Raw genomic sequence first — 15,842 nt, 5'->3', positions numbered from 1 at the left:
GGGTCGCAGCCCACGATGAGGATGCGCTGACCAAGCTCGGTCAGGGCCGCAAGCGTGTTCTGGGACGTGGTGGACTTGCCGATGCCACCCTTGCCGTAAAACGCGATCTGTCGCAGCGAAGCCATCTTGCTCTCCTTCGAACCTACTTTGGAAGACCACCGCGCGAATTGGCGCGAGGCCGTTTCTCTCGTCAGCAATATCGATCGGAAACGCCCCGCGGGTTACGGGAAGGAGCGCATCGCTGGCGGCGGCCTAGGCGTGCACTCAGCCCTCACTCGCTGTTGCGCCATGGCAGGAGCAACCAGCGTGCCACTCGCCCCAATACCCCGCAGGCCTTTGATCTCAATCAAATTCCGGGGGTGCGAGGGGGCCTTCCTTGGCCTTTCGAATGGTGTGTCGAACCCGACAGGTATGGGTCGTGTGTCGGGATTGGGACATATGCCGGGCGCTCGACGCGCCGTCGCCGGAGCAATCCCGTCCAGGACTGCGGTTGCGGGCGAGGAACGGAACTTGCTTGACGGTCCATCAACCCGCTCGCGCGCGGACGGCCGTGGTCCCGAACCCGGCCCGCCGCAGCAGGCGGGCGGTGCCGACAACGGGGATCGGCGCGCGATAAACGCAAGTTATGAGCGAGGCGACAGATGCAGATCGGCGTTGAGACGTCCAAGGCGGTGGACCAGCGGCGTGTCTTCGTGGTGGACGAGGACGAGATCACCCGCGCGGCGCTCCAGTTCATGCTGCACGACGAGATCGAGACCCACGAGCTCGCCACCCCCGAGGAGGCCTATGAGAAGGGGCAGGGCTGGCTGATGCCGCACGTGGTCCTGCTCGGCGTCGGCCTGCTCAAGGCGCGCGGCGATGCGCTGATCGGCGAGATGAAGACGAAGTTTCCCGGCGTGCGCATCCTCATCGTCACCGACAAGTCGGAAGAGGCGGTGGCGGTGAGCGGGCTGAAGGCCGGCGCCCATGGCGCGGTGGTGAAGCCGCTGACGCTGGAGGGCGTGCGCAAGAAGGTGGATACGGTGCTCGGCCGCGACGGCGGCGCGCAGCTCGTGCAGCTCTCCGTGATGAAGTAGGGCGCCGTGGCCCACGTCACCTTCTGGGAGAAGCCGGGCTGCGGCACCAATGCCCGGCAGAAGCTCGCCCTCGCCAATGCCGGCCATACGCTGGATGTCCGCAGCCTCCTGACCGAGCCGTGGACGGCCGAGCGCCTGAAGAGCTTCTTCGGCGCGACGCCGGTCGCCACCTGGTTCAATCCGGCGGCGCCGAAGGTGAAGTCGGGTGAGGTCAAGCCCGAGGCGGTGGAGGCCGAGGCGGCCATCGCGCTGATGCTGGCGGAGCCATTGCTCATCCGCCGCCCGTTGGTGGAGGTGGAGGGCGCCCGCTGCGCCGGCTTCGACCGTGAGCCCGTCACCTCCCTGCTGGGACCGGTCGCGCCGGGAGCGAGGCCCCTGGAGGGCTGCTCCCATCCCGGCGAGGCCCATCCCTGTCCGGACCCCGGCGAACGGAAGGCGTCCTGAACATGAACGCGCTGCTGCCCCCCGCGCGTCCCTTCGAGGCGGCGCTGGCCTACCACGCCCGCACCAAGCACAGCCTGAAGGGCTACGCCGCCGGCCCCGAGACGCTGGACTGGGACATGCAGCCCAATCCGTTCCGGGAGTATGAGGGCGCGCCGCGCACCGCTCTGCCGCTGGCGGCGGAAGGGCTCGGCGTTTCCTTTTCGGAAATGGTGTCGGGAACGGTGGCGCCCGCGCCGCTGGACCTTGCCGGCGTCGCCTTGCTGCTGGAACTCTCTTTCGGCCTCGCCGCCTGGAAGCAGCTGGGCCCCGACCGCTGGGCGCTGCGCTGCAATCCCTCCAGCGGCAATCTGCACCCCACCGAGGCTTATGTGATCGCCGGGCGCATCGCCGGTCTCGACGATGGCGTGCATCACTATGTCAGCCGCGACCATGCGCTGGAGCATCGCTTCGCGCCTCCGGGGCCGGATGTGGTGGTGGTGGCGGGCGCCTCCGGCTTCGCCATGGAGCAGAGGTTCGGGCCGGTCGGCGGGGCGCCGTCCCTGTTCCTCGCGCTGTCGTCCATCCATTGGCGCGAGGCGTGGAAATATGGCGAGCGCGCCTTCCGCTATTGCCAGCTGGATCTCGGCCACGCGCTGGCCGCCGTGCGCTATGCCGCTTCCTGTCTCGGCTGGACCGCGCGACTGGTGGAGACCATCCCCAGCGCCGACATCGCCCGCCGCATCGGCCTCGACCGGGCGGCGAACTTCGCCGGGGCCGAGCGGGAGGATCCCGACATGCTGATCGCGCTGGCTCCGGCCGGCGGCGATCTGCCGGCCCTGCCGCCGCTGCCGGCGGGCGGGCGGTGGATGGGGCGGGCCAATGTGCTGGACCGGCATCCGCTCTATCGCTGGCCGGTGATCGATCAGGTGAGCCTTGCCACCCATCGCGCAGGCGCCGATGCGGGGGAGGGGGTGGCGGCTCCCGCCCTTCCGCCTCGCGAGGCGACCGGCGAGGCGCGGGCGGCGTCGGTCATCCTCGGCCGGCGCAGCGCGCAGCGCTTCACGGCCAAGGGCAGCATCATGCCCCGCGACGTGTTCCTCGGCCTCATGGATGCGCTGCTGCCGCGCGCGGCAGCGCCGTTCGATGCCGCCCCCTTCGAGGCCCGTGTCCATCCGCTTCTGTTCGTCCACCGGGTGGAGGGGCTCGCCTCCGGCCTCTATGCCTTGCCGCGCCGGGACGGCGTGCTCGCGGATCTCAAGGCCGCGCTGCGCTCCGACTTCACATGGGAAAAGCCGGAGGGCGTGCCGGCGCACCTGCCGCTCTATCGGCTGGTGGAAACCGACTGCCGGGGCATCGCCCGCACCGTGAGCTGCCATCAGGCCATCGCCAGCGACAGCTCGTTCGCCCTCGCCATGCTGGCGGAGTTCGAGCCGCTGGTGACGGCGGAGGCGTGGCGCTACCGCCAGCTGCATTGGGAGGCGGGCATGGTCGGCCAGTCGCTTTATCTGGAAGCGGAGGCGGCGGGCTTCCGCGGCACCGGCATCGGCTGCTTCTTCGATGACGATTTGCATCAACTGCTGGGGCTCGAAGGCGCAGCTTTCCAGTCCATCTACCACTTCACCGTCGGGCGCGCCGCCGTCGACGACCGTATCACCACGGAGCCGGCCTATCCCGGCCGGGGCGCCTGAGCGGGATCGGCGCCAGATTTGGGGAGACGATCATGAAACAGCGCACGCCCTTCCGCCGCATCGGCGTCGCGGAGGCGGTGGCCATCGTGGGCACGGGCAAGGCCCTGCTGCTCGATGTGCGCGACGCCAATTCCTACGCCGCCGGCCATGTGGCGGGCGCGCGGAACATGGCGTTCGGCAATCTCGGCGACATCATCGGCACCACGCCGAAGGCGCAGCCGGTGGTCATCTATTGCTATCATGGCAATGCCAGCCAGGAGTACGCGCAGGCCTTGTCGGATTTCGGCTTCTCCGACGTGACGAGCGTGGACGGCGGCTATGAGGCCTGGTTCAACCACGCGCAGGCGCAAAAGCCCGCCGACCCGCTCGACCCCGCGCTCTCGGCCTGGATCGCCAGCCGTGGCTTTCCCCCGGACGGGCTGAACGCCACCGCCGAGAACGGCATGACGCCGCTGATGAAGGCCTGCGCGGAGGGGCTCGGCGAGACGGTCGCGGCCCTTATCGCTGCCGGTGCCGCCCTCGACATCCGCAATGCGGACGGCAACACGGCGCTGTGGATCGCCTGCGTGGGCGATCATCTCGACATCATCGACGCGCTGGTGGATGCGGGCATCGCCATCGACAGCGCCAACGACAATGGCGCCACGGCGCTGATGTATGCGGCTTCCGCTGGCAAGGCCGGCGTGGTGGAGAAACTGCTCACCCGTGGTGCCGATCCGACCCCCGAGACGCTGGACGGTTTTTCCGCGCTGGACCTCGCCTCCACCATCGAATGCCTCACGCTGCTGCGGCGCGCGACCAAAGAGGCCCGGGCAGCGGCACCGGTCTGACGTCCAAGTGTCGCGTCGCGCTTTGTCTCGTGGACCCTGCGGTCTGCCCGCGCTAATCCTGCTGTATCGGGACTGAGCGAGGATAGGGCGCATGACCTACCGCTGGTGGACGCAGGCCATGGTGGACGCCCTCCTCGCCGAGGATGCGCCCTATGGCGACCTCACCACCGAGAGCCTCGGCCTCGCCGGGCGCGATGCGCGCCTCTCCATGGCCGTGCGCGGTGACACCACCCTGTGCGGTGTTGAACTCGCGCGCGAGTTGTTCGTCACGGCCGGCGCCAGGGCCGACCTGCTGGCGGCGAGCGGCGCGCGGGTGCCGCAGGGCGACACCTTCCTCCTCGCAGAGGGCGCGGCCGGCCCCATCTTCCGGGCGTGGAAGGTGGCGCAGACGCTGGTGGAATATCTCTCCGGCATCGCCACCCTCACCGCCGACATCGTCGCCGCCGCGCGGGCGGTGTCGCCCGAGGTGGCGGTGGTGACCACGCGCAAGACCCTGCCCGGCGCCAAGGCGCAGATGATCGCCGCCATCCGCGCCGGCGGCGCCTTCCCGCACCGGCTCGGCCTGTCCGAGACGCTGCTGCTGTTTCCCGAACATGCCGCCTTCCTCGCCGATCCCGCCGAGGGCATCGCGCGGCTGCGCCGGCAGGCGCCGGAGAAGAAGGTGGTGGTGGAGGTGAAGACGCGGGAGGAGGCCGAGGCCGTGCTCCCCGCGCGGCCGGACGTGCTCCAGTGCGAGAAGATGACGCCGGACGACATTCGGCAGGTGGTCGCCCTCACCGCGGAACGCTCTCCCGGCACGAAGGTGGCGGCGGCCGGCGGCGTCAACCTCTCCAACGCCGCCGCCTATGCCGCGGCTGGCGCCCATGTGCTGGTGACGTCGGCACCCTATTGGGCAAAGCCCGCCGACGTGAAGGTGGTGATCGGCCCGGCCTGAGCGGCGCCTGCCGCCGGCTTCTCGCGCCGGATGATCTGCCCTCATCCGTGAATTCGTCCGGTCCCTGCAAGAAATGACCGCACGGGAACGGGCGACTACGTAATTATACGTATGTTCGATACCGACAACACGGTGTGTCGCACGTGTCTCGTCTGTCGTGATCCTGTCGAACCTCGGACAAGCTTGCCGGCTGTCGGCTTTGCGACAGCTGGGCGCTCCCTGATTTCCATCGATTCCAGAATGGCTTGCGGCAATGGCACGCGGTTTGCGTGATCTCTGTCAGGCGCTGCTGGCGAATGGTGGGCGGCTTCGATGCTCCGGCTCACCACAGGCGCGGTTCAGGGCCAAGGGACTTAGGGTCACGGGACTTGAGGAAGACACCATGCTCGCGAAGTCTCCATCGGTGACATCTGGGCGCTCCGGCCGGTCCTCGGCGGAGGCTGGCGGTTCGGCGGCAGGGGCTGCGGCCGCCCGCACGGTCTTCCTCAACGACACCACGCTCCGCGATGGCGAGCAGGCGCCGGGTGTCGCCTTCACCCGCAAGGAGAAGATCGAGATCGCCGAGGCGCTCGCCGCCGCCGGCGTGCCCGAGATCGAGGCCGGCACGCCGGCCATGGGCGACGAGGAGATCGAGACGCTGCGCTCCATCGTCTCGCTCAAGCTGCCGCTCCGCGTCGCCGCCTGGTGCCGCATGAGCGAGGAAGACCTGTTCGCGGCGGTCTCCGCCGGGGTCAGCTACGTCAATCTCTCCATTCCCACTTCCGACCGCCAGCTCAAGGGCAAGCTGAACCGCGACCGCGACTGGGCGCTCGCGGCCCTGAAGCATGTGGCGACGCTGGCCACCAAGCTCGGCTTCACGGTGGCCATCGGCTGCGAGGACGCCTCCCGCGCCGATCCCGATTTCCTGTGCCGGGTGGCCGAGGTGGCGCGGGAGGCGGGTGCCTTCCGCCTGCGCCTCGCCGACACGCTGGGCGTGCTCGATCCCTTCTCCACCTATGCACTGGTGCGGCGCGTCGCCAATGCCACGGACCTCGAGATCGAGTTCCACGCCCACGACGATCTGGGCCTTGCCACCGCCAACACCCTCGCCGCCGTCACCGGCGGCGCCCGCCATGCCAGCGTGACCGTGGTCGGCCTCGGCGAGCGGGCCGGCAATGCGGCGCTGGAGGAAGTCGCCATCGCCCTGCGCCAGACCGCCCGCGCCGAAAGCGGCATCGACCCGCGTGCCCTGCGCCCGCTGGCGGAGAAAGTGATGGCAGCCGCCGGCCGCGCCATGCCGCGCACCAAGGCCATCGTGGGCGAGGATGTGTTCACCCACGAGAGCGGCATCCATGTTGCCGGCCTGCTGAAGGATCGCGGCACCTACGAGGCGCTGAACCCGGAGCTGCTCGGCCGTTCCCACCGCGTGGTGTTGGGCAAGCATTCCGGCCTCGCTGCCATCTCCAAGGCCCTCGCCGACGAGGGGTTGGCCGTGGACGAGGCGCGCGGCCGCGCCATCCTCGCCCGGGTGCGCGACTTCTCGGTGCGCACCAAGGAGACGGTGACGCCCCAGGTGCTGCGCCGCCTCTACGAGGACAGCTTCACCGAAGAAGCGCTGAAGCGCCGCCACGCCGCCGTGATGGGAGCCTGATCCATGATCATGGGAAGCCCGAAGTGGCACGGTACCGAGGTGCCCCTCGCCACGGCGACCGCGCTGGATGCGCCGGCGGCGTCCTTCACGGTCTGGCAGCTGATCCGCGAGGACGTGAACTGCGTCAAGGCGCGGGACCCGGCGGCCCGGCACACGTTCGAGATCGTGCTCACCTATCCCGGCGTCCATGCCATCATCTGGCATCGGCTTGCCAGCCGGCTGTGGCGGCGGGGGGTGAAGTTCCCGGCCCGCTTCCTCTCCTGGCTGGGCCGTTTCCTGACCAATGTGGACATCCATCCCGGCGCCACCATCGGCCGGCGCTTCTTCATCGATCACGGCGCGTGCGTGGTGATCGGCGAGACCGCCGAGATCGGCGATGATGTCACCCTGTACCATGGCGTGACCCTGGGCGGCACGTCCTGGACGGCGGGCAAGCGCCATCCCACCCTGCGCAATGGCGTGCTGGTGGGCGCGGGCGCCAAGATCCTCGGGCCGATCACGGTGGGGGCCGGCTGCCGGGTCGGCGCCAATTCGGTGGTGATCGAGGATGTCCCGCCGGCCATGACGGTGGTGGGCATTCCCGGCCGGGTGGTGAAGCCCACCTCCGACCGCCGCAAGCTCGGCGACGGCCGCATCGACCTTGAGCACCATCTGATGCCGGACCCGGTGGGCGAGGCCATCGTCTCCCTGCTGGACCGGATCGAGTTCCTCGAGGCCCGCCTCACCCACCTGCAGGGTGAGCGCCAGCGCGGCCGGCCGGCGAGCGCGGACGAGGCGGCCTGACATCCCGGATTTGGGTGGACCAGACTTGGGTTGACCAGACTTGGACTGATCGACAGGAGAAAGAGCGACATGTCCATCATCGACAAGCTGAAGTCTCTCGGAAGCGCCGAGGAGTTCTTCGAGGTGCTGCAGGTGGAATACCAGCCGGAAGTGCTGCAGGTGCTGCGCCTCCATATCCTGCGGCGCATGGGCCAGTACCTCGTCTCGGCCGAGTTCGACGGCATGAGCGAGGAGGAGATCTATTCCGCCGCCCAGACCATGCTGGGGCAGGCCTATGCCGACTTCATCAAGTCCAACCCCATGGCGGAGCGGGTGTTCAAGGTGCTGAAGGAGCATGATCCGAACCGCCCGGCGGCCCCCGCCGCCAAGCCCGCCTTCGTCCAGCTCGGCTCGCTCAAGACCGGAAGCTGAGACCGTCTCGTCCCGCCCCTCCGCGCAGCCGCGCGGATGAAGGCGGGGCCACCCTTCCGCCGGAGTGCCCCGAAGTGCTCCGGCCGGCTGCCCTCTCCCTGCTTTTTGTTCGTTGATATTGACGTTGTTTTATTTTTTTCATCCGGCTGGTCGCTCGGCCGTGTGCGGGGAGAGGGCAGATTTCCTCAAGGACCGGCGCCGATGCGCGCTGATGACCGCCGCGTTGATGACTCCGGCCGCGTGCCAAGACCCCCGGGCCGGTCCCGGCGGTGGGCTGGCCCCGGTCCGGGCGCGCGTCCGGACCCGGCGCATGGGTGGCGCCAGAACCGCCCAGATCCCTTACGCAAGGCCAGAGGCCGTGTGATCCTGCCCCATTCGGGCGGACCATGCCGGCCCCCGCGCGCCTTCCCCCTGGCTTTCCGGGCTTTTCCAGATCGCACGGCGCTGCGCCGGTCCCTTGCAGCCTCGCCCTGCCGCCGGGCGGGCGCGAGCGTCATGCCGCCCGAGCGGGCGGAAGCGTTGCCTTTTCCGGTGTGGCCGGTGGTAGGCCGTTGCACCGCTCTGCGGGATGGTTTTCCGCATGGTGCAAATCAGCAGAAAATCGGCGCAAAACGACCCGTTTTTGCGGCAAAATCCCGCTCGATGCCACTATTTGTGCAGTGCGGCCGGCTTGAACCCCCGGACGGATGGGAGTAGTCAAGCGCCGCGTTCCTGCGGCGGCTCGTCTCATGTGCCGGCTCCGCAGCGGTTACCGGGGATTTGGGATGGCCCGCAACAAGATCGCCCTCATCGGGGCCGGCCAGATCGGCGGTACGCTCGCCCTTCTGGCTGGACTGAAGGAACTGGGCGACATCGTGCTGTTCGACGTCGCCGACGGCGTTCCCGACGGCAAGGCCCTGGACCTCGCCCAGCTCGCCCCCGTGGAGGGGTTCGACGCGGGCATCTGGGGCGCCTCCAGCTATGATGCCATCGCCGGCGCCGACGTGGTGATCGTCACCGCCGGCGTGCCGCGCAAGCCGGGCATGAGCCGCGACGACCTCCTCGCCATCAACCTCAAGGTGATGGAGCAGGTGGGCGCGGGCCTGCGCAAATATGCGCCTGACGCTTTCGTCATCTGCATCACCAATCCGCTCGATGCCATGGTCTGGGCGCTCCAGCGCACCAGCGGCCTTCCGCCGGAGAAAGTGGTGGGCATGGCCGGCGTGCTGGATTCCGCCCGCTTCCGCTTCTTCCTCTCCGAGGAGTTCGGCGTCTCGGTGGAGGATGTGACAGCCTTCGTCATGGGCGGGCACGGCGATACCATGGTGCCGCTGGTGCGCTATTCCGCCGTGGGCGGCATCCCGGTGCCGGACCTCATCCGCATGGGCTGGACCAGCGAGGAGCGCATCGCCGCCATCGTCCAGCGCGTGCGCGACGGCGGGGCGGAGATCGTCAATCTGCTCAAGACCGGCTCGGCCTTCTATGCGCCGGCCGCCGCCGCCATCGCCATGGCGGAGAGCTACCTGAAGGACAAGAAGCGCCTGCTCCCGGTCGCCGCACGGCTCGATGGGGAATACGGGCTCAGGGACATCTATCTCGGCGTGCCGGCCGTCATCGGCGCGCGGGGGGTGGAGCGTATCGTGGAGGTCGAGCTCGACCGGTCCGAGCGCGCCATGTTCGAAAGATCGGTCGCCGCAGTCGAAGGACTGGTGGAGGCCTGCCTGAAGATCGCACCCGGCCTCGGGAAGTGATCTCGCTCATGACGGCGTGCCGCAAGGCGCGCCGTTTTCGTGCCGGGGTACAACCGGCGTGGTGAAGGAGACGAGTGTTCCCCTCCTCGGGGGAGACCGCATCCTCGCTCCAGTCCTTCGGGCCGGGGCGGTGGCGCGGGTCCCCCTTCTGCGGTGGAGGCGGTCTTGACCGGGCGGTCCCGCAATTGCGCGGGACCCGGGACGGACCGGGGCGGGGAAAGGGACACATCGCAACCCTGAGGGACACGGAAGATGAATATTCACGAGTATCAGGCCAAGGCGCTGCTGAAGAGCTTCGGCGCCCCGGTCTCGCGCGGCATTCCCGTGCTGAAGGTCGAGGAGGCGGAAGCCGCCGCCAAGGAGCTGGGTGGCCCGCTCTGGGTGGTGAAGTCGCAGATTCACGCCGGCGGCCGCGGCAAGGGCAAGTTCAAGGAGCCCGAGGCCGGCGAGAAGGGCGGCGTGCGCCTCGCCAAGTCCGTGGATGAGGTGAAGGAGTTCGTCGGCCAGATGCTCGGCCGCACCCTCGTCACCATCCAGACCGGCCCGGCCGGCAAGCAGGTGAACCGCCTCTACATCGAGGAAGGCTCGGACATCGAGAAGGAGTTCTACATCTCCCTGCTCGTGGACCGCGTCACCTCGCGCGTGGCCTTCGTGGTCTCCACCGAAGGCGGCATGGACATCGAGGAAGTCGCCCACTCCACCCCCGAGAAGATCGTCACCTTCTCGGTGGACCCGGTGACTGGCGTGCAGGGCTTCCACGGCCGCAAGATCGCCAAGGCCCTCGGCCTGTCCGGCGAACTCGCCAAGCAGGCCGGCAAGCTGGCCGAGGTGCTCTACACCGCCTTCGTCGAGACCGACATGGCGATGCTGGAGATCAACCCGCTCATCGTCACCAAGGACGGCAACCTGCGCGTGCTCGACGCCAAGGTGTCCTTCGATTCCAACTCCCTGTTCCGCCATCCCAAGCTCGTCGAGCTGCGCGACCTGACGGAAGAGGACGAGAAGGAGATCGAGGCGTCCAAGTACGACCTCGCCTACATCGCCCTCGACGGCACCATCGGCTGCATGGTCAACGGCGCGGGCCTCGCGATGGCGACCCTCGACATCATCCAGCTCTACGGCGAGAGCCCGGCGAACTTCCTCGACGTGGGCGGCGGCGCCAACGAGGAGAAGGTGACGGCGGCATTCAAGATCATCACCGCCGACCCGAACGTGAAGGGCATCCTCGTCAACATCTTCGGCGGCATCATGAAGTGCGACGTGATCGCCAACGGCGTGATCGCGGCGGTGAAGGCGGTCGGCCTCCAGGTGCCCCTCGTGGTGCGCCTCGAAGGCACCAATGTGGAAGAAGGCAAGCAGATCATCCGTGAGAGCGGGCTCAATGTGATCCCCGCCGATGATCTCGATGATGCGGCGCAGAAGATCGTCGCGGCCGTGAAGAAGGAAGCTGCGTGATGTCCGTGCTGATCGACGCCAACACCAAGGTCATCACCCAGGGCTTCACCGGCAAGAACGGCACCTTCCACGCCCAGCAGGCCATCGCCTACGGGACGAAGATGGTCGGCGGCACCTCGCCGGGCAAGGGTGGCACCACCCACCTCAACCTGCCGGTGTTCGACACCGTGATCGAGGCCAAGGAAGCCACCGGCGCCGACGCCTCGGTGATCTACGTGCCGCCTCCGGGCGCCGCCGACGCCATCCTCGAGGCGATCGACGCGGAAATCCCGCTTATTGTCTGCATCACCGAGGGCATTCCCGTGCTCGACATGGTGAAGGTGAAGCGCGCCCTGTCCGGCTCCAAGAGCCGCCTCATCGGCCCCAACTGCCCCGGCATCGTCACCGCCGGCCAGTCGAAGATCGGCATCATGCCGGCCAACATCTTCAAACCCGGCTCGGTGGGCATCGTCTCGCGCTCCGGCACGCTGACCTATGAGGCCGTGTTCCAGACCACACAGGAAGGCCTCGGCCAGACCTCGGCGGTGGGCATCGGCGGCGACCCGGTGAAGGGCACGGAATTCATCGACGTGCTGGAGATGTTCCTGGCCGACCCCAAGACCGAGTCGATCGTCATGATCGGCGAGATCGGCGGCTCGGCGGAGGAGGATGCGGCGCAGTTCATCGCCGATGAGGCGAAGAAGGGCCGCAAGAAGCCGATGGTGGGCTTCATCGCCGGCCGCACGGCCCCTCCCGGCCGTCGCATGGGCCATGCCGGTGCCATCATCTCCGGCGGCAAGGGCGGCGCCGAGGACAAGATCGCGGCCATGGAGGCGGCGGGCATCCGCGTGTCTCCGTCCCCCGCGCGCCTCGGCAAGACCCTCGTCGAGGTGCTGAAGGGCTGAGGCTTTCCCCCGGCCCGGCCGGGGGATCGCCGCTTGGATGACCGGGAGCGGGAACGCCGGGCGAAAGCCTTGGAATTCCGCTCCCGCAAGGGCATCCGCCGCGCAATCGCCATGAAGTTCGGCGACTGGCGAGCGCGGTTCGGACGGGGCGAGGCGCCGGCCTTTCGGCCGGTGGCCGCCCTGCCCATATGAAGGTTGTCGAGCACTGCTGTCGAAGGCCGCCACGAGCCTCGCAGGGGTGACGGGGCGTCCGGCAAGGGCCGGGCGCCGGATTTGTGGCAGACGAGCGGCCTTGGGGCTTCATTTTCCGCGCGAAATGCGCTCAAGGAGAGTGAGGCGCCACGGTCTTCCGGGAACAAGCCCATGTCGCGCGCGGAACAGAACGACGTATTCCTGAACACCTCCTTCCTCTATGGCGCCAATGCTGCCTGGATCGAGGATCTCTACGCCCGCTATGAGACCGATCCCAATTCGGTCAGCGCTGAGTGGCAGGCCTTCTTCGCGGCGTTGAAGGACGATCCCAACCAGGTGATCGAGAACGCCCGCGGCGCCTCCTGGAAGAAGCCCAACTGGCCGGTGCACGCCAATGGCGAGCTGGTGTCGGCCATGGACGGCCAGTGGATCGAGGTGGAGAAGGCCATCGCCGACAAGGTGAAGGCCAAGGCGCAGAAGTCCGGCGTCGAGTTCTCCGCCACCGAGGTGCAGCAGGCCACCCGCGATTCCGTCAAGGCGCTGATGATGATCCGCGCCTACCGCATGCGCGGCCATCTGCACGCCAATCTAGACCCGCTGGGCCTGACCCCGCCGCGCGAGGCGCCGGAGCTGGATCCGGCCTCCTACGGCTTCTACGAGGCCGACCTCGACCGCAAGATCTTCATCGACCACGTGCTGGGCCTCGAATTCGCGACCGTCCGCCAGATGGTCGCCATCCTGCGCCGCACCTATTGCGCCTCCATCGGCGTCGAGTTCATGCACATCTCCTCGCCCGAGGAGAAGGCCTGGATCCAGGAGCGCATCGAGGGGCCGGACAAGGAAGTCACCTTCACCCGCGAGGGCAAGCGCGCCATCCTCAACAAGCTGGTGGAGGCCGAGGGCTTCGAGAAGTTCCTCGACGTGAAGTTCACCGGCACCAAGCGCTTCGGCCTCGACGGCGGCGAGAGCCTGATCCCGGCGCTGGAGCAGATCATCAAGCGCGGCGGCAATCTCGGCGTGAAGGACATCGTGTTCGGCATGGCCCACCGCGGCCGCCTGAACGTGCTGACCCAGGTGATGGGCAAGCCCCACCGCGCGCTGTTCCACGAGTTCAAGGGCGGCTCCTGGGCGCCCGACGACGTGGAAGGCTCGGGCGACGTGAAGTATCACCTCGGCGCCTCGTCCGACCGCGAGTTCGACAACAACAAGGTCCCCCTGTCGCTGACCGCCAACCCGTCGCACCTCGAGATCGTTGATCCGGTGGTGCTGGGCAAGGCCCGCGCCAAGCAGGACCAGCTGGGCGACACCGAGCGCACCAAGGTGCTGCCGCTGCTGCTGCACGGCGATGCCGCCTTCGCCGGCCAGGGCGTGGTGGCCGAGTGCCTCGGCCTCTCCGGCCTGAAGGGTCACCGCACCGGCGGCTCGATCCACTTCATCATCAACAACCAGATCGGCTTCACCACCAATCCGCGTTATTCGCGCTCCTCGCCCTATCCGTCGGATGTGGCGAAGATGATCGAGGCGCCGATCTTCCACTGCAACGGCGACGACCCGGAATCCGTGGTGTTCTGCGCCAAGGTGGCCACCGAGTTCCGCCAGCGCTTCCACAAGCCGGTGGTGGTGGACATGTTCTGCTACCGCCGCTTCGGCCACAACGAGGGCGACGAGCCCGCGTTCACCCAGCCGAAGATGTACAAGGTGATCCGCCAGCACGCGAGCGTGCTGGAGCTGTACACCAAGAAGCTGGAAGCCGAGGGCGTCGTGACCGCCGGCGAGGTGGACACCATGCGCAATGCGTGGCGCGACCGCCTTGAGGCCGAGCACGAGGCCGGCCAGGCCTACAAGCCCAACAAGGCCGACTGGCTCGATGGCCGCTGGGCCGGCTTCAAGCCCACCCACGAGGATGATGATCCGCGCCGCGGCAACACCGGCCTGCCGGAAGACGAGCTGAAGGCCATCGGCGCGAAGATCACCACCGTGCCGGAGGGCTTCCAGGTCCACCGCACCATCCAGCGCTTCCTCGACAACCGCAAGAAGGCCATCGAGGACGGCAAGGGCATCGACTGGGCGACCGGCGAGGCGCTCGCCTTCTCCTCCCTGCTGCTGGAAGGCCATCCGGTCCGCCTGTCGGGCCAGGACGTGGAGCGCGGCACCTTCTCCCAGCGCCACTCGGTGCTGCTCGACCAGGAGACCGAGGCCCGCTACAAGCCGTTCAACCACCTCTCCGAGACCCAGGCCAAGTACGAGGTCATCAATTCGATGCTCTCGGAAGAGGCGGTGCTCGGCTTCGAGTACGGCTACACGCTGTCCGAGCCCAACACCTTGGTGCTCTGGGAGGCGCAGTTCGGCGACTTCGCCAACGGCGCGCAGGTGGTGTTCGACCAGTTCATCTCCTCGGGCGAGCGCAAGTGGCTGCGCATGTCCGGCCTCGTCTGCCTGCTGCCGCACGGCTATGAGGGCCAGGGTCCGGAGCACTCCTCCGCCCGCCTCGAGCGCTATCTGCAGCTGTGCGCCGAGGACAACATGCAGGTGGCCAACGTCACCACCCCGGCCAACTACTTCCACATCCTGCGCCGGCAGATGAAGCGGGAATTCCGCAAGCCGCTCATCCTGATGACGCCCAAGTCGCTGCTGCGCCACAAGCGGGCGGTGTCCAACCTGTCGGACATGGTGACCGGCACCACCTTCCACCGCGTGCTGTGGGACGACGCCCAGTCGCACCCGGACGAGAACACCATCAAGCTCCAGCCGGACGACAAGATCCGCCGCGTCGTGCTGTCCTCGGGCAAGGTCTATTACGACCTGCTGGAGGAGCGCGAGAAGCGGGGCGTGGACGACGTCTACCTGCTGCGCGTGGAGCAGCTCTATCCGTTCCCGCTCAAGACGCTGGTGCAGGAGCTCGGCCGCTTCAAGAACGCCGAGGTCGTGTGGTGCCAGGAGGAGCCGAAGAACCAGGGGTCCTGGGCCTTCGTGCAGCCCTATCTGGAGTGGGTGCTGGAGCAGGCGGGCGGTGCTGCGCGGCGTCCGCGCTATGCCGGCCGTCCGGCGTCGGCCGCCACGGCCACCGGCCTCATGTCCAAGCACATGGCGCAGCTCAAGGCCTTCCTCGAGGAAGCCCTGGGCTGATCCGACATCCGAAGAACCGCCCCGAAAGAGGACGCGCCGTGCCGCACTTCCTGCTCCGCCTCTCCCCGCCGCGCCCGAGCTTCCCCTCGGACGCGAGCGCGGCCGAGATGGACGCCATGGGCGCGCACTTCGCCTTCTGGCAGGCCGAGGCGGAGGCCGGCACGGCCCTCGCCGTCGGTCCGGTGGCGGACCCGGCGGGCATCTGGGGGATGGCCGTCATCGAAGTACCCGACGAGGCCGCCGCGACCGGTCTCTCGCTTCGGGATCCCGTCATCAAGGCGGACCTGGGCTTCACCTATGCGGTGATGCCCATTCTGTCGCTCATCGAGCGCCGGGCGCCACGCCCGGCCCAAGCCGAAGTCTGAGGGAGGCCCCCTCAAGGGGCAAACACAATGACCGAGATCCGCGTGCCCACCCTGGGCGAGTCCGTTACCGAGGCGACCATCGGCAAGTGGTTCAAGAAGCCCGGCGAGGCCGTCAAGGCCGATGAGCCGCTGGTGGAGCTCGAGACCGACAAGGTGACCGTCGAGGTGCCGGCTCCGGCCTCGGGCGTCCTCTCCGAGATCATCGCCAAGGACGGCGAGACCGTCGGCGTCGGCGCGCTGCTCGGCAATATCGGCGCCGGCTCGGGCGCCGAGGCGGCGCCTGCCGCTGCCCCCGCCGCAGCTCCGGCTCCCGCC

At 68.4% G+C, this 15,842-nt stretch carries 15 protein-coding genes; 14 read left to right on the top strand and 1 reads right to left on the bottom strand.

Annotated features, from left to right (window positions below; translation table 11 throughout):
• Positions 1-125 (bottom strand): ArsA-related P-loop ATPase (locus ACE3QW_RS03780; protein WP_374250495.1); only part of this gene is annotated, 125 nt, incomplete at its 3' end.
• A 516-nt stretch (positions 126-641) separates the two neighbouring features.
• On the opposite strand from ACE3QW_RS03780, the gene ACE3QW_RS03775 reads away from it, so the two are divergent.
• The 14 genes from ACE3QW_RS03775 to ACE3QW_RS03710 form a co-directional block, all read left to right on the top strand.
• Positions 642-1,076: a response regulator transcription factor gene (locus tag ACE3QW_RS03775; protein ID WP_024281020.1), complete on the top strand. Its 435-nt coding sequence runs from the start codon at positions 642-644 to the stop codon at positions 1,074-1,076.
• Positions 1,077-1,082: 6 nt separating this feature from the next.
• The gene (locus tag ACE3QW_RS03770) at positions 1,083-1,520 is read left to right on the top strand and encodes an ArsC/Spx/MgsR family protein (protein WP_374250494.1); all 438 of its coding nucleotides are present in this window, start codon (positions 1,083-1,085) and stop codon (positions 1,518-1,520) included.
• Positions 1,521-1,522: 2 nt separating this feature from the next.
• Positions 1,523-3,187, top strand: a complete 1,665-nt coding sequence (locus tag ACE3QW_RS03765) for a nitroreductase family protein (RefSeq protein WP_374250493.1) — start codon at positions 1,523-1,525, stop codon at positions 3,185-3,187.
• Positions 3,188-3,219: 32 nt separating this feature from the next.
• Complete coding sequence (locus ACE3QW_RS03760) at positions 3,220-4,017, top strand: ankyrin repeat domain-containing protein (protein ID WP_374250492.1); 798 nt, start codon at positions 3,220-3,222, stop codon at positions 4,015-4,017.
• 91 nt (positions 4,018-4,108) lie between these two features.
• Positions 4,109-4,951, top strand: a complete 843-nt coding sequence (gene modD, locus ACE3QW_RS03755) for a ModD protein (RefSeq protein WP_374250491.1) — start codon at positions 4,109-4,111, stop codon at positions 4,949-4,951.
• Positions 4,952-5,333: 382 nt separating this feature from the next.
• Positions 5,334-6,581 (top strand): homocitrate synthase, encoded by a 1,248-nt coding sequence (gene nifV, locus ACE3QW_RS03750; RefSeq protein ID WP_029555896.1) that lies wholly within the window; start codon positions 5,334-5,336, stop codon positions 6,579-6,581.
• 3 nt (positions 6,582-6,584) lie between these two features.
• Positions 6,585-7,364: a serine O-acetyltransferase gene (gene cysE / locus ACE3QW_RS03745; protein WP_029555895.1), complete on the top strand. Its 780-nt coding sequence runs from the start codon at positions 6,585-6,587 to the stop codon at positions 7,362-7,364.
• Positions 7,365-7,433: 69 nt separating this feature from the next.
• On the top strand, positions 7,434-7,775 hold the full coding sequence (gene nifW, locus ACE3QW_RS03740) for a nitrogenase stabilizing/protective protein NifW (protein ID WP_168457300.1): 342 nt from the start codon (positions 7,434-7,436) through the stop codon (positions 7,773-7,775).
• 764 nt (positions 7,776-8,539) lie between these two features.
• Positions 8,540-9,505, top strand: coding sequence for a malate dehydrogenase (mdh, locus tag ACE3QW_RS03735; RefSeq protein ID WP_374250490.1), 966 nt, complete (start codon positions 8,540-8,542; stop codon positions 9,503-9,505).
• A gap of 252 nt (positions 9,506-9,757) precedes the next feature.
• Entirely contained in the window at positions 9,758-10,960 is a 1,203-nt protein-coding gene (gene sucC / locus ACE3QW_RS03730) for an ADP-forming succinate--CoA ligase subunit beta (protein WP_250168736.1), read from the top strand.
• The gene (gene sucD / locus ACE3QW_RS03725) at positions 10,960-11,844 is read left to right on the top strand and encodes a succinate--CoA ligase subunit alpha (protein WP_374250489.1); all 885 of its coding nucleotides are present in this window, start codon (positions 10,960-10,962) and stop codon (positions 11,842-11,844) included. The genes sucC and sucD overlap by 1 nt, the downstream gene beginning before the upstream one ends.
• A 363-nt stretch (positions 11,845-12,207) precedes the next feature.
• Positions 12,208-15,162: a 2-oxoglutarate dehydrogenase E1 component gene (locus ACE3QW_RS03720; protein ID WP_374250487.1), complete on the top strand. Its 2,955-nt coding sequence runs from the start codon at positions 12,208-12,210 to the stop codon at positions 15,160-15,162.
• A gap of 38 nt (positions 15,163-15,200) precedes the next feature.
• Positions 15,201-15,527, top strand: a complete 327-nt coding sequence (locus tag ACE3QW_RS03715) for a YciI family protein (RefSeq protein ID WP_024281006.1) — start codon at positions 15,201-15,203, stop codon at positions 15,525-15,527.
• A 27-nt stretch (positions 15,528-15,554) separates the two neighbouring features.
• On the top strand, positions 15,555-15,842 hold a 288-nt coding region (locus tag ACE3QW_RS03710), incomplete at its 3' end, for a biotin/lipoyl-containing protein (protein ID WP_374250486.1).

The sequence above is a fragment of the Xanthobacter sp. genome, assembly GCF_041911315.1.
Taxonomy (GTDB): domain Bacteria; phylum Pseudomonadota; class Alphaproteobacteria; order Rhizobiales; family Xanthobacteraceae; genus Xanthobacter; species Xanthobacter aminoxidans.
This window is presented reverse-complemented; position numbering and strand designations above follow the sequence as displayed.